The sequence below is a fragment of the Streptomyces zagrosensis genome, assembly GCF_014203645.1.
Classification (GTDB): Bacteria; Actinomycetota; Actinomycetes; order Streptomycetales; family Streptomycetaceae; genus Streptomyces; species Streptomyces zagrosensis.
In genome coordinates, this window is the sequence record NZ_JACHJL010000024.1 from 16,180 (window position 1) to 29,797 (window position 13,618).

Below are 13,618 nucleotides of genomic sequence, written 5' to 3' on the forward strand. Positions count from 1 at the left end.
GACGGAGAGGCAGCCTCGTGGACGTGATCGAGGTATGGAGCGGCCGCTACGCCTGCCTGCTGCAATCCGCGCTGCGCCTCACCAACGAACAGTTCGCCGCCCGCCTGGGCATCGCCGTGCGGACTGTCGCCACCTGGCATTCCGACGCGGCTGTCGTACCCCGCCGGGAGATGCAGCAGCTCCTCGACACCGTCCACGAGCAGGCCCCGGAGGCCGCGCGACAGCGCTTCGCGCTCTTGGTCGCCACGGAGCGGGCCCCGCAGGCAACGCCTGCGGCCGGCGCCCAAGCGCTCCGCGTTGCCATCGCCGTGGTCGTCCGGGACGACAAGGTGCTGTTGGTCTGCCGACGCGACGACGAAGCGACTGGCATCACCTGGCAGTTCCCCGCCGGTGTGATCAAGCCCGGCGGCAAGGCGGAGACCACCACGGTGCGGGAGACACTCGACGAAACCGGCGTCCACTGCGCCGTACGGCAGCACCTCGGCAACCGCCTCCATCCGTTGACCGGCGTGCTGTGCGAGTACTTCCTCTGCGAGTACCTCGCGGGTGAGGCCAAGAACACCGACACCGTCGAGAACATCGACGTGATGTGGGTCCCCAGAAACGCAGTGCCCCGCTTCATCCCCACCGATACGATCTTCCCGCCCATTCTCGCCGTGCTGGAGGAGTAGACATGTCGCAGCAGAACGCAGATGAGCGACCGGGCATCGCCGCGGCGATCGTCGTTCACGAAAGCCGTGTGCTCATGGTTCGACGCCGCGTCAGCGAGGGTCAGCTCTCCTGGCAGTTCCCGGCAGGCGAGGTCGAGCCCGGCGAGGCGCGCGAGGACGCAGCCGTGCGCGAGACAAAAGAGGAGACCGGCTTGGATGTGGCTTCGGTCAAGCTCCTTGGCGAACGGGTTCACCCGAAGACGGGTCGGCTCATGTCGTACACGGCCTGTGAGGTCGTCGGCGGTACGGCCTACGTCGCGGACACCGACGAGCTCGACGAACTTGCGTGGGTGGCGCACGCCGACATCCCCAACTACGTTCCGTACGGGCTCTACGAGCCGGTGCAGCAGCACTTGGACGCTGCTCTGAGATAGCGGAGCGACCCGTCATGGAACGGCGGGCGGGGTAGCTAGCCGGAGTGCTGAGTGCAGGTGATCAATACCGAGGCGCGCTGGCGAGTGGCGTCCAGTTCTCGCTGCTCGGGAGCTTGTTCGGGGCCTACGGGTAAATCTGTCGGTCTTTTCGCCAGCTCGCCATCGGCAGACAGGGAATCAGCTGAAATGACTGGTGCGCTGCGGCAAGGCATGTCAACGTACGACACCCAGTCGAGCACCCTTCCCCGAGTCCAGGGAGGCGCCCTGTACCCCGAACCTCTGCTCGACCCGTCGAACCCGAACCAGGGTGCCCTGCCTGCGTACTGGGTCGGTCCCCGGCACCTGGCCGGAGACGACGGACGTCTCTACGACGTCGTCGCTGACACGCTCGCCGGCCTAGGCTGGACCAGCCTCATGATCGGCCGCGGACGGCAGGAGCCCAACGAGGCACCGGAGGACCGTCAGGTCCTACGCAGCACCGTCCTGCACATCAGCCCCGACACCCTGCGATGGGCTCAGTGGGTGTTGCCGGACGAGCCGTTCCACCTCGGTGACCTGCCGGTCGCGTGGCAGGTGTCCGCCCGCTCGGATGCGAGCAGTCCGCTCGCGGACTGGTCCGCCTACTTCACCCGCGACGTCCCGGGTGAAGTCGTCGGCGACTTCCTCTTGGCGCTCGACGCATGCGGCCAGCCCGGCGCGATGTCCGCCGGTCCCGAGGCGGTGCTCGATGCCGTCACTGCGCATGGTTGGCTCCGTGACGCCGATCAACCCCATGCGGCAGCGATGCACCCCACCTTCACTTCCCGCCTCGGCCTCGGCGAGGTGCCGCCTCCCATCCAGGACTCCGACCCCCGCGCTCTGACCGCCGAGGCGAAATCGTCGGCGGTGATGGGCTGGCAGGCGTGGGCTGAGCTTGGCGTGGGCGCCTCATACCTGTGGGCCGCGTCGTTTAGCGCCAGAGTGCCGCACAGCCTTGTCGCGGCGTTCGCCTCCTCGCTCAGTTCCACCGCACCGGTGCTACGCCGGGTGTTGCCGGAGAGCACGCGGGACCGGCTCCTGCGTGCTCCCGCCAGCTGAGCAATGCCCCCTGCGCTACGAAGCCGGGCCTCCCGAACGGGAGGCCCGGCTTCACACTGCTCTGGCAGCTTTTGCATGCAGCAGGGGTGCGGCCGAGGCGGCGGGCGTGTGTCAGTGCTGGATGCTGTGTCCAGCTTGTTGGCACCGCTGAGAGACGGTGCCTATTTGATCTTTCCTGGCTCTGATCGCCGAGGCCGGGAAGCGCTCCGGCCATGCCCATGTCTTGCTCTGGTGAAGCAGCAACGCGTCCCTTCGTCAGAAGGTGTTGGCGGTGAAGGGACGCGGCGGTTCGGCTATTAGGCCGAGCAGGCGATTGAACTCGGTGCGGTCGCCTTCGCTCATGATCTCGTGGGCGTTGCCGAGATTCTTCACAGTGAGCTGCTGCATGAACGGGGCAAGGAAGCGCTGCAGAGCTTCCGGGGCGTCAGCACATTCCTGCCGGTACTCCACGAAGCGCTCGAACTGCGCCTCAAAATCGTCGCGAGTCGCCGTGAGAACGCGAGCCTGTTCCTCCTTGCTGAACGGGCGTCCGTCGCGATGGCTCCATGTGCTGGTGTCGGCTCGGTACTTGAAGTCCGCGTCGGCGAGGAGGGCAATGATGTCGGGTCGGGATGAGGGTGTGGTCATGCGGGTGTGTTGCTCCTCGTGGGGTTGGTTGGGGAACATCAATCGTCTGGAGAATCGCCGGTTGGGCTAACCGGCGATCGTCGGCTATGTTGCGCCCGTTTCCCAGGGTCAGCGCTGACGGCTGGAGGGGTTCGCCGCCCTGGCCGCCGGTGGTGCGGTGGGTGCTGGGGCCGGGATGCGACGGCCATTGCGGGCTGGTGTGGCCTGGGGGTTTTCGGGTGCGGCGGGCAGATGGGCACTGCGGAGCAGGCGCCAGACGAGGACGTCGCTGATGGAGTCGGCGGTGCCGAGCTCGCGACGCCGGGTGGCTTCGGCGAGCAGCGCTGCCGGGTCGTGGCCCGCTTGCCGGGCGTCGGCGAGTGTGGCGGCCAGGGCGGGCCAGCCGGGCTCGGCTTGGATTCGCTCCGCGAGCTCTGGCAGCGCTTGGCGCAGGAGATCGGCTTGCCGCTGCCGAATCCGCGTCGATAGATGCTGGCCTCGCTGGCGGAGGGCGGCGATTGGATGGGCTGCGGCGGCCTGGTAGGCGCTGCGCAGATGCTCGGCAGCTTGTTGGGCTGCGGCTGCCTGCTGACTGTGGTGCCTTTTGGTGTGCCAGTTCGCCGCGGTGATGGCGAGGAAGATGGCCATATCGATGACCATCGCCATGGTGGCTCCGTCTTCGACGCGGCCGGGGGCGGGGCCGCTGTGGACGAGATCGTGGGCGGCTTGTCGCAGGGCGTGGTCGTGACCGCGTACGGCACGGACGTGGGAGCGGCTGGCCCGCTCGAACACGGAGGCCGCCTGCCGGAGTTCAGTGCGGGTGTGGGCAGTAGAGGTCTTGGCGAGCGCGTCCAGGACCTCCCCTGCCGCGGCGATCTGTGCTGCTGCCATGCCGTCATCGCCGTGATCAATGATCAACAGAGCCTGCCAGGTGGCAGCGGCAGCCCGGCGCCGAGCGAACGCGGGATGGGTCACCGGCGGCAAGGTGGGCTGCACAGGCTCGCGCCCGCCCTCGGAAATCGCCTCTAGGCGCTGGGACCAGCGTTCGCGGATACGCGGCAGGGACAGGTCGGGGGCGAGTGTGGAGCCGGCATAGAAGACCGGCTCGTCGTCCTTGTTACGGTCGTCAGGCAGCGCGACCTTGTAGCCGAGCAGGTCACCTGACGGTGCGATCCGCTTGCCGATCAGCAGCCCGTCGGCGGCCAGACGGTCGAAGAACTCATCCGTGGAGGCAGCGCCGGCCGACGCGCCGCGCACAGTCTCGCGCAGCCTCTCCCGCGCCGTACGCTCCTGCCCTTGCCGTTCGGCTTTGTGGCGTTCGGCGCTGGTGGGCCGCCGGGCTGCGGTGCCGTCGCCGGGTGTGACGCGGTGCAGGTCGTAGTCGGCTTCGATGAGGCGGGCTGCGGCCTGTGCGCGTTGGCCGGAGCGGTGGTGGTCGGGGCGGCGGCCGTCCTCACGGACGAGGGTGGCGATGATGTGGATGTGGTCGTCGGCGTGGCGGACGGCAGCCCACCGGCATCCGGTGCTGTCCCCGCCGCCGGGGTCGATGCCGGTGGCGGCCACGATGCGGCGGGCGATGTAGCCCCACTCCTCGTCGCTCAGGATGCGGTCGGTGGCTGTTGCGCGTACGGAGCAGTGCCATACGTGCTGGTCGGGTCGCTGGTCTTCGTCGAGGAGGTGCAGTGGCTGGTCGAGGACCCGCTGGAGGTCTTCCTTCGTTACGGAGGGGTCGCGGCCGGGGTCGGGGGCCATGTCGTCGTAGGAGGCGACCAGGTGCGGGTCGAGGTGCTCCTCGCGGGTGCCCTTGCCGTAGAGGTAGTTGAGCAGCCCGCGTGTGTTGCTGCCTTGTTTGTGGATGCGGGGGATCAAGCGGTCTCGTCTCTCTGGCGTTCGATGATCCGCTCGACGGCGCCCCTGGTGGCGGTGGCCGCGCGGCGGACGTCCGCGAGGGCGTCTTCGATGCGGGCGATGTCACCGCCGGAGTTGAGGGTCTTGGTCATCTGGTTGAGGTTGCTGCCGGCCCAGCCGAGCTTGCGGCCTGTGGCGAAGAGTTCCGTGAGGATGTCGTGGTCGGCGGCGATGGTGGCGGCGGTGCGGGTCTGGTCGCGGGCGGCGGCCAGGGCGGAGTGGGCGAGGAATCCGGCGATGCTCATGCCGACGGCGTCGGCGCCGGCCTGGATGAGGGTGTGTTCGCGTTCGTTGAGGCGGACGCTCTGGGCGGGGCGCTGCTTCTTGTCACGTGGACGCGATTTCCCCCTGGCCCGGCGCTTGCGTCCGGCTGTGCTTGGCTGCGATCCGCCCTCGGTCGCAGCCTTCCCGTCCGGCGTCCCCTGGCGCTGGTCGGGCCCCGCCACCCCTGGGGCGGGGACGGGTTCGGACACTCCCCCCACGGGGGAGTGTCCGAACCTCCAACTTGCTCGGCTTGGGGCTGGGGTGGCTTGTGTCTCGTTCCGGTGGTGGTCCGGATTCTTGGTGCACGAATCCTGCATGGAGAGCAGCTCCTGATGGCAGAGCGAAAGAGCGGATGAGGCTGGCGCACGGGCAGGAGCCCCGCCTCCCCGCCGTGGTGAGAGGCAATCGCGGGGGGAGGGTCGTGCCTGGCGAAGTGGCATGACAGGGGGCTTGTGGGCAGGCGGAGTTGATGGTCCGCAGGTTCCGTGCCGGTGTTCGTGACTGACCGGATATCCGGTCAGTCCGCTGGGACGCTGGTCTTGGCCGCCTGTTCAGCGGCTAGGAACCCCTTGAGTTCGGTGAGTCGGTCCTCGGAGATGGTGAGTTCGGCCTCGCGGATGGCGTTCCGCAGCACGGCGCGGGTGGCTGTTCCGTGCACTGCAGTGGCCTCGCGGCCGATGGCGAGTAGCTCGTCCATTTCGGCACCGGGAGGACGGACGTAGCGTTGCGTCGCAGGGACGTCTTCTCCGGAGCGCGACTCGGTGGTCTCGGGAGTGGGTGCCGAATCGTGCAGGGGGAGTTGGTTCTGCACGGATCGAGGAGGCAGGGACTCGGGGCGAAGGTCAGGGCCGGGGTGTTCCGTGGCTTCCTCGCTCTTCGAGGTGCAGTCGGCACCTGATCGGCTGCGCGGGGGAGTTGTCCCGACATGGCGCGTGGTGCCCTCGTGCGGAGTGAAAGCAGTCCAAGGCGATGGCAGTTCGATCGTGGCCAGCGCTGTCGCGTGACGGCGGACAGCGAGCTGGTGCAGCAGCACTTCGCGCTGGCGCTGGTCGATTCCCACAGAAGCTTGGGCGACGGCGCGTGAAAGCTGTCGTGCGGTTCGCCGGCCTCGCCAGCTGACGCGCTGTTTCTGGGTTCGCTCCGCAAGGTGCGTGGCCAGGGCGACGGCTCTGAGGGTGGCACGGTCGCGGGTGATCTGCGCGGCATCTCGATCACGTTCGGCGATCCCAAGGCGGGAGAGGATGCGTTCGCGTACTTCGCGACCTACCCGGGCGAGGACGCTGTGGGACGCGGCCTCGGGCGTGCGGATGCGCAGTTCGATGCCCATGGCCTGATGCCAGAGCAGTGCGGCCATGACCGGGCCCACGAAGGCCCGCACCGTGCCGCCGACCACACCCGACTCGGCGTACGCGGGTATCACCTGCACAGCGGTGATCACCCAGGTCAGGATGCCGGGCAGGCCGGGGGCTTGCTTGGGGCCGTGGAGGTTCTGCCGCGCCAGCAGTGCCGTGGCGAAGAGGGCGAGCTCGGCGGCGGCGAACATCGCAGTGCGCTCGGTGGTGCCGCTCATGTCCAGGTAGTCGGCGGCGAACCGCCAGCTGGTGTCGGCGCTGTAGGCGGTACATCCGACCGCGGCCAGTGCGGCGACCCTGACTGCGGGCGTTCCGGGCTGTCGCGTGGCGTGGTTTCGGGGAGCGCGTCGGTAAATCAGCCAGCTGACCAGCAGCACTGTGCATGCGGCCAGGAGGGCGGCGAGCGCGATAGTTATCGCGTTCCAGTGCCCGAGTGCGGGCAGGGCGAGTTGCGTCATACAGGGGTCTCCAGAGGCCCGCCGCGCCGTGTGGGCAGGCGTGGGCGCGGACGGGCGGCGTGGTGAAGGTGAGCTGGGGCGGCGCCGTGCGGTCAGACGGCGAGCTGGCGTCGGCGGTCAGCGCCGGTGAGGACCACGGTGGTGGTCATCTCGGCGAGACGGGAGGCGACGCGGTCGCCGACGGCGTCGCGCAGCGCGGCGGTCGGCAGATTGGTCGTGAGGAGCGTGGGGAGCAGGTCGGTGTAACGGCGGTTGATCAGCCGGTACGTGATCTCCTCGGTCCACTCCGACTGCTTGGCTGCGCCGAGGTCGTCCAGGATCAGCAGCGGGCAGTTGCTGAGGGTGGCGAGGTCGCGCTCGGCGTCGTGGCCGGGACGTGGGCGCAAGCGGGCGTACAGGTCGGCTGTGGTGGCTGCCTCCCACCGCAGCCGCACCCCGGCGGTCAGCAGCGACCGCACCGCGCCGTACGCCTGGTGCGTCTTGCCGGTGCCGGTGGGCCCGGCGATCAGCAGGGACGGTCCGAGTGCGATGCCCCGAGTGCCGCTCGGGCCGGGCCGTGCGGCGAGGGCTACCTCGTCGACCCAGGCGGCTACCTGCTGGTGGCCGGCGAGGGCGTGGCGATAGCGGGGCGGAATACGGGCCTCGGCCAGTTCCAGCGCTGTCACCCGCTCCGAAGGGGCCTCGGCAGGTGACGTAGTTGGATCGATGCCCCGATCGGCGAGGATCGTGCCGAGGCGGGCGGCCAGGGTGCTGATGCGCTGTGGTTCCCGGCTGGTGGTGGCTGCGGTCACAGCTGGCCCCCGTAGGCCGCCTCGACGTCACCGGGTGCCGGGTTGGTCCACGCTCGGTGCGGGGCGGCAGCTGCCCGCGGTGCGTTCATGGCCTCGTTGACCAGGCTCGGCAGCAGGCTCACGGACAGGCTCTTGGCACGCATGCGGTCCATCCCGGCGCGGATATGGTCAGGTGCGACGCCCTCGCCGAGCAGTTTGCTGAGCACCCGGCCGAGGCGGCCGAGCACGTCGCTGGGCGGTCGGTGTTCGCACGAGGCGACGTACTCGCCGACCAGACTCTTGGCCGAAACCGAAGCCGAGTCAGCCTGTGGCGCGGGGGCGCTTGCGCACACCACCGGAGGTGATCCTAGATCCAGGATCCTAGGTCCTAGATCCGGACCCTGATTGCTCACTGCGGTCTCCCGGCGTTGTGGTGCGGGCTCACTGAAATTGCCCTGACCTGCGGTTGCGTGGTTCACGCAGGGCTCGCTACGTTCGCGTGACGCCTCAGGGCCTCCACTGTGAGGGCTCACGGTCTGTTCACGGAGGACCCCGTGAACAGGCGAGGACGCCTCGTCGGATCGGCCCCCTTGGTGGCGCGGGCAGGCCGGGCAGCGGCTGCCGCTGGGCCGGTTGATCTTCTGGTGGCGGGCCCAGGCGACGATGTGCAAGTACCGCTTGCCGTCGTTGCCTTCGTACCGGCAGATCAGACCCGCACCGTCGAGTTGCGTGAGGTCGTCCTCGACCTCCAGCGGGCCGTGCTCGGGGCGCAGGGACCACAGGGCGCCGGCGATGACGGCGGCCTGGTCGCGGAAGCGGCCGTGGTCGTCTGCCTGCGTGAGCAGGCCGAAGAAGGTCCGCTCGGCATGGACGCTTACCGCGGTGAGCGACTCGGAGATGAAGGCTTCCGGCTTGATCGTGCGTATCCGCGCCATGTCTATCGCCCCGCCTTCGCGAGCGCAGCGGGGGAGCCGGCCGACAGGGATGCGACTACCGTCGTGAGGGTTGTAACTTGTTGGGGCATAGACGGTTCCTCACCCGGTGGCGTTGTAACCGCCACCATCTTGATCGTCCAGGTACGGGCGATTTCGGTAGGGGACTTCCTGGCCCCCGGCGTTGGCCCGCCGGGGGCTTTTTCTATGCGCTCGCCAGTTCCGTGGTTCAGGGCGCATGGCCAAGACAGCCACACCCTCTCCGCGCAAGTCCAGCATTCCGTCGAGAAAGCGCACAGCTCTCGGCGAACGCGTCGCACGCAGCTCCCATAAAACGATAGACCCGAATTAGCGGCTGACCCAATAGTTGGCACAAAAGGGGCGACTGGTAAATCGGCTCTGGGGTAGCCAGAGCGGAAGACGATGCGACCGGGCGATGCAAGAGGCCCACGTCAAGCCCCATGTGGGTGCTACCAGGATGAGGGCACCCAGCGGTTTGGTCATCCGCGAATTCTGGGCTATGTTGCGTCGCTCGCGGGGGGCTTGGGAAGCAGATCTGACAAAAAAGACGCGGAACATAGCAGCAGATCGCCGGTTACCCAAACCGGCAATGCAGAGCTACAACTGACCCATGCCTGAAAGCCCTCTGGGAATTGGTCCGGCCGGTGTGCTGACCGCCCGCGCCATTACCCGTGCCCGCACGGCTCGCGGATTCGCCCAGCGCCAGCTGGCCGAAAGGGTCTCCGCGCTCGGCCGCCCCATGACCATCACTATGTTGTCCCGCATCGAATGCAGACAGCGTCGCTGCGACATCGACGACCTCATCGCCATCGCAGCCGCCCTCGGCCTCTCGCCGCTCGCCCTGCTCGTCGAGACGAGCTAGCGGAACGAGCCTCAACAGCGCTCCCCGGGTGGGCCAACACCCGGCAGCCGCTACGTACATCACCTCGCCCGTACCTGAACCACCAAGACCGGCGTATCCGTATCCGCACGGCCGCGCCAGAGAAGGAACCCCCTTGCGCCGAGAGGCCATTCCCCCTGCCCTGATGCCCCTCCGCCTCCGTACCGCGAAGGAGGCGGTACCGCGTGGCTGAGCAGACCGGCACCGAGGTAGCGGTGCCCCGCCTCTACCGCCCCGACGAAGTTGCCGCCGTACTCGGCTGCTCCGCCTGGTGGGTCAAGGACCGGGCCCGTCGTCGCCAGATCCCATTCGCTCGCGTGGGCCGTGCCTACCGCTTCACCGCCGCCCATCTCGCCGAGATCATCCGCCTCCACGAGGAGCGACCGACCGTCGCTGCGCGACCGCCGGCCCCTGGCGCCCCGCCCGCGGCACCTGCTCGACGGTCCAGTGCACCCGAGTCGGCTCCGCCGTCCGGCCGCCTGCGCGCCAGGCCGCCACGCCGATCCAACCGAGCCGAGTTCGACACCGCCGCGTAGAACGCCGCACCGAAGAGGAAGGAAACGCACTTGGGTTTCGCGGAGAAGCGCGGATGTTACTGGCGTGCCCGATACAAGACCGCTCCCGGCAAGCACCTCACGGTCGTCGACGAGCATGGCAAGGCGATCAAGTTCGCCACCAAGGGCGAGGCCCAACGCTCGGCGGGCGAGGCTGAGAACAAGTACCGCCGCGGTGACTGGCGCGACCCCGCGCTGGGGCAGGAGACGTTCGGCGAGTACGCGAGCCGCTGGTACGAGGCCCAGGATCTGGCCGCCTCGACCATGCAGAACTACAAGCGCCACATTGAGGAGCACCTCCTCCCCGACTTCGAGGATCATGCGCTCGCAGGCATCCTGCGCTCGGACGTCGAACGGTGGGAGAAGAAGGAAAGGGCCCTGTACGCGGCCTCCAGCGTCAAGACCTGGCGCTCCACGTTCCACCTGATCTTCGAGGACGCGATCGACGAAGGGCTGATCGCGTCGAACCCGGCGACCAGGCGGCGCGGGCGGGGCAAGCGTGCGGGCCGCTCCCGTGACCGAGGCCCGGAGAAGGTCGTCACCGATCCGCTCGGCATCCTGTTGACCGCCGAACGGGCAGCCCTGCTGTCAGGTCGCGATGATGAGTTTGTCGCCGTCGTCCTCAAGGGATACACCGGCATGCGCTGGGGCGAAATCGTCGGCCTGGAGGCCGAGTTCGCCCGTCCCGGCTCTGTACGCGTGGAGTGGCAGCTGTACGAGCTCGACTCGGGTGAGATGGTGCGCTGCCCGCCCAAGGACGACAGCTATCGCACCCTCGACTCGATGGACTGGCTGTCCGCCCTGGTCAGCAACCATGTCGCCCGCACAAAGCCGACGCCCTGCCCCTGCCACGGCAGGACCTACGTCTTCCGCGGACAGGGCACGGCTCGTACGGGCGGCCACCAGGGCGCGAAACTCGTCGACGTCGCACGCCGTGCCGCTGTCTCCACAGGGACAGTGTCCAACGTCCTCAACCACCCCGACCGCGTCGCCGATTTGACGCGAATACGGGTGGAGGAGGCCATCACGGACCTCGGGTTCGTACGAGGCGGCGCGGTGGTGGAACCCGCGGCACACTGGCGCAGGAACGGTTTCGCGACCTGGCTGTTCACCCCGGCGGTATCGGGCTGGTACCCGAAGAAGGCCCCGCAGGAGGCGCGACCCGTGCCACTACTCGGCGACCCGTGGCCAGGAGTCCCCGCGCGAGGACGCGGCGCCGCCCAACGGGCCGACGCCTGCTGGCTCCCGATCGCCAAGGGCCTCACGCCTCACGGCCTGCGACACACCCATAGGACCGTGATGGAGGACCTCGGCACCGAGAAGGTCCTCATGGACCAGCGCATGGGACACATCGACGGGTCCGTCTCGGCGCGCTATGCCCACGTCACCCCTGGCATGCGCAAGCGCCTCATACTCGGCCTGACAGAGCAGTGGGAGGCAACGCTTGACGCCCGGCTGGCCCTCTGTCCGAGTTCGTCGGTGCGCGTGCTCAACGACCTCCTGCGCGCACGCGCGGTCTTTCTCCAGTAATTTCACGGTGGCCTGTGACGGCGTTGCGCGGCAACGCCGTTACGGGGACAAGGCGATGGCCGCGTGACGACCAAGCCCACAGGGAACGAACTGGGTCGGCCGTACGCCGGGGCGGTGCAGGTGCACTACCCGGAGATTGCGGAGCGCGTTAGCAGCCTGACGCCACTTGAGATGGTGCCGATCGGTCCAATGTCGGTTTCAAGCTGGAACGGGGCCATCGGTACGCGACCCTTGGGCTGGTCGAACACGTGCACTCGATTTTCCGTCGGGTACGTTGGGAATCAAGGAGCCCCCTCCGCGTGAGATGTGGAGGGGGCTCCGGTGTTGCTGGTGGATCAGATGGCGGCCGGGGCCTTCTTGTACCAGTCCGTGATCACCTTGGTCAGGTGCACGACGTTCTGCTGTCGCATGATCGGGGCGGAGGCGTTCGGCTCAAAGTCCTCGTTCGCGGCTGTGGTACGCCAGATGCTGTCCTCGGTGACAGGGGCGGTCATGTGCCGGTCGAGTCGCTTGAAGAACTCCTGGATGTCCCCGTCTTCTGCTCCGTCCTCCCGCAGGTTGCGGTAGACACCGCCCAGCACGCGGAGCACGCCCACCGAGCCCAGAAGCGAGGACTCGCGCAGCCTCATGGCCCTGGTGGGAGGCGCCGGCGGCTCGTTCTTCTTCTTCTCGGAGAGCGAGGGGTCGTAGTTGTCTACGTCCTCCTCGGTGATCTCGGCGAGCGAGGTGAAAGCGATGGAGATGACGTCTAGGAAGCTGCGGACGCTCTCGATGACCTCGTTGTCAGTCAGTGACTCGACCTTCTTACTGACACGGCCACCGGGGCCGGCGATGACGGCTCGCGTGATGTCGGCTACGTGCTTCGCGCCCATCAAGTTGCGGTTGGTCAGGGTCATTCGGTCCCGCTCGATGTCGACCTTGCCCAGGAAGAGAGGGTGGGTGACGATGTCGCTGAGCGTGCGGTTGGCGATGCGCGATGTGTCGAAGCGGGCCCGAACGGCACCGGAGATGCCTTTGGCGTTGTCTGCGACGTCGACGAACATCTGCTGGCCCTGGACACCGTCGCGCTCTACATAGATGTCAATGCCGACGAACTCGTCCTTGAGTCGCTGCATTCGGCCGACTAGAGCCTCGCGGTCCTGCTCCAGTTTTACCCTCTTGGCGTCGTTGGCGCGGTGGATCTCCCGGTCGATGCGGGAGACCTCATCCGTGATGCGCTTCTTTTCCAAGTGGACCCCGAGGATGCGGTGCTGGCCGTCAATCGTGATCAGGCGCCCGATACCGCCGATGGACCATGGGACGGTGAGATAGCCGACCGACCCGTCTTCGCTGATCGGTTCGAAGCGGCAGCCGCCCGTGTCGCGGATGAGGAGGGCCGGAGCCACCCAGCCGGGGTTGTCGGCGAGGTACTGACCGAAGCCCTTGGCATGGTTGATGTCCACCTTGCGGTTGTCCGGGTCCGGCTTGGCCGGGTCGGGGATGGTGAGGATGACCGAGAGGTCGGCGAGCGGGATGCGCGTCGTGTAGACGATCCGGCCGCCCTGGCTGGTGCGGATTGCCAGGTAGGTGGACTCCTCGCGCACCAGGGAGAGGCGCGATGAGTCGATAGTGATACTCACAGGTAACTTCCTTTCTGGGCACGTAGCTTGCTGCGCAGCCCACATAAGGCGGAAGATGCTCGTGTACCTAACTGTCCGTCAAATTGTATCTCTAGTAACAGATTTAAGCGGCAAAGTAGCTCTCACTTCTTGTAATCGGGAGGGCGTGAGGCCGTCATTGGCCAGTGCCCTCGTGCCCAGTTGGTGAGGTAGTCCCATGAAGTAGTGCGCGGATGCTTGATGTTGGCAAGCAACCGACTACTGACGCTCGGGGGGGCATCTAGCTCCTTTCCGTCCCGTGAGGCAGTCCGCGATGATCACCGTCAAGACTCGTTCCTTGGGGAATGGGCGGAGTGGCCCTGGCCGTGATGGGGTGCGCGGGCATCGCCTTGCAGTACGCATCCGACCTCGTGGACCAGGCCATCAGCGGTGCCATTGAACTGGATGAGGCGTATGCGGTCGCCCGGGAGGCCAAGGCCAAGTCCATGAGACCCAGCTCGCCTACCTGCGTGAGGAGGGCGCCGAACGCGCCGACGGGTCGTCGATGGCTACCTGCTACTGAGTGGCGCGTGGGCGAGTGGTGG

The 13,618-nt window shown here is 67.7% G+C and carries 13 protein-coding genes; 6 read left to right on the forward strand and 7 right to left on the reverse strand.

Annotated elements, in window-relative coordinates; genetic code table 11:
• The first annotated feature begins 17 nt into the window (after positions 1–17).
• The 3 genes from FHS42_RS31305 to FHS42_RS31315 all read left to right on the forward strand — a co-directional run bounded on the left by FHS42_RS31305 (position 18) and on the right by FHS42_RS31315 (position 2,161).
• A complete protein-coding gene (locus FHS42_RS31305; RefSeq protein ID WP_184578604.1) occupies positions 18–671 on the forward strand; it encodes an NUDIX hydrolase in 654 nt (217 codons plus the stop codon).
• 2 nt (positions 672–673) lie between these two features.
• Entirely contained in the window at positions 674–1,084 is a 411-nt protein-coding gene (locus tag FHS42_RS31310; RefSeq protein WP_184578606.1) for an NUDIX hydrolase, read from the forward strand.
• 210 nt (positions 1,085–1,294) lie between these two features.
• Positions 1,295–2,161, forward strand: coding sequence for an SPDY domain-containing protein (locus tag FHS42_RS31315; protein WP_184578802.1), 867 nt, complete (start codon positions 1,295–1,297; stop codon positions 2,159–2,161).
• A 255-nt stretch (positions 2,162–2,416) separates the two neighbouring features.
• On the opposite strand, the gene FHS42_RS31320 is transcribed toward FHS42_RS31315, so the two are convergent.
• From FHS42_RS31320 to FHS42_RS31345, 6 genes are all read right to left on the reverse strand, one after another.
• Complete coding sequence (locus FHS42_RS31320) at positions 2,417–2,788, reverse strand: hypothetical protein (RefSeq protein ID WP_246495676.1); 372 nt, start codon at positions 2,786–2,788, stop codon at positions 2,417–2,419.
• Positions 2,789–2,896: 108 nt separating this feature from the next.
• Positions 2,897–4,636 (reverse strand): relaxase/mobilization nuclease domain-containing protein, encoded by a 1,740-nt coding sequence (locus FHS42_RS31325; RefSeq protein ID WP_184578608.1) that lies wholly within the window; start codon positions 4,634–4,636, stop codon positions 2,897–2,899.
• On the reverse strand, positions 4,633–5,148 hold the full coding sequence (locus FHS42_RS31330) for a mobilization protein (RefSeq protein ID WP_312867115.1): 516 nt from the start codon (positions 5,146–5,148) through the stop codon (positions 4,633–4,635). The genes FHS42_RS31325 and FHS42_RS31330 overlap by 4 nt, the downstream gene beginning before the upstream one ends.
• 308 nt (positions 5,149–5,456) lie before the next feature.
• On the reverse strand, positions 5,457–6,749 hold the full coding sequence (locus FHS42_RS31335) for a hypothetical protein (protein ID WP_184578611.1): 1,293 nt from the start codon (positions 6,747–6,749) through the stop codon (positions 5,457–5,459).
• 92 nt (positions 6,750–6,841) lie between these two features.
• On the reverse strand, positions 6,842–7,540 hold the full coding sequence (locus FHS42_RS31340) for an ATP-binding protein (RefSeq protein ID WP_184578614.1): 699 nt from the start codon (positions 7,538–7,540) through the stop codon (positions 6,842–6,844).
• Positions 7,537–8,454 (reverse strand): hypothetical protein, encoded by a 918-nt coding sequence (locus tag FHS42_RS31345; RefSeq protein WP_184578617.1) that lies wholly within the window; start codon positions 8,452–8,454, stop codon positions 7,537–7,539. The genes FHS42_RS31340 and FHS42_RS31345 overlap by 4 nt, the downstream gene beginning before the upstream one ends.
• Positions 8,455–9,082: 628 nt before the next feature.
• On the opposite strand from FHS42_RS31345, the gene FHS42_RS31350 reads away from it, so the two are divergent.
• The 3 genes from FHS42_RS31350 (at position 9,083) to FHS42_RS31360 (ending at position 11,436) form a co-directional block, all read left to right on the forward strand.
• A complete protein-coding gene (locus FHS42_RS31350) occupies positions 9,083–9,334 on the forward strand; it encodes a helix-turn-helix domain-containing protein (protein ID WP_184578620.1) in 252 nt (83 codons plus the stop codon).
• Positions 9,335–9,537: 203 nt separating this feature from the next.
• Positions 9,538–9,888 carry a helix-turn-helix domain-containing protein gene (locus FHS42_RS31355; protein ID WP_184578623.1) on the forward strand — a complete coding sequence of 117 codons (351 nt, stop codon included), beginning with the start codon at positions 9,538–9,540 and terminating at the stop codon, positions 9,886–9,888.
• A 30-nt stretch (positions 9,889–9,918) separates the two neighbouring features.
• Positions 9,919–11,436 (forward strand): LacI family DNA-binding transcriptional regulator, encoded by a 1,518-nt coding sequence (locus tag FHS42_RS31360; RefSeq protein ID WP_184578626.1) that lies wholly within the window; start codon positions 9,919–9,921, stop codon positions 11,434–11,436.
• A 335-nt stretch (positions 11,437–11,771) separates the two neighbouring features.
• Here FHS42_RS31360 and FHS42_RS31365 read toward each other — a convergent pair whose 3' ends face one another.
• Positions 11,772–13,055, reverse strand: a complete 1,284-nt coding sequence (locus tag FHS42_RS31365; RefSeq protein ID WP_184578629.1) for a DNA sulfur modification protein DndB — start codon at positions 13,053–13,055, stop codon at positions 11,772–11,774.
• Between the last annotated feature and the right edge of the window lie 563 nt (positions 13,056–13,618).

Bases quoted from the DNA above. Each gene is read 5' to 3' on its own strand.
- FHS42_RS31310 (WP_184578606.1), top strand. From the start codon at position 674: ATGTCGCAGCAGAACGCAGATGAGCGACCGGGCATCGCCGCGGCGATC.
- FHS42_RS31315 (WP_184578802.1), top strand. From the start codon at position 1,295: ATGTCAACGTACGACACCCAGTCGAGCACCCTTCCCCGAGTCCAGGGA.
- FHS42_RS31320 (WP_246495676.1), bottom strand. From the start codon at position 2,788: ATGACCACACCCTCATCCCGACCCGACATCATTGCCCTCCTCGCCGAC.
- FHS42_RS31335 (WP_184578611.1), bottom strand. From the start codon at position 6,749: ATGACGCAACTCGCCCTGCCCGCACTCGGGCACTGGAACGCGATAACT.
- FHS42_RS31345 (WP_184578617.1), bottom strand. From the start codon at position 8,454: ATGGCGCGGATACGCACGATCAAGCCGGAAGCCTTCATCTCCGAGTCG.
- FHS42_RS31350 (WP_184578620.1), top strand. From the start codon at position 9,083: ATGCCTGAAAGCCCTCTGGGAATTGGTCCGGCCGGTGTGCTGACCGCC.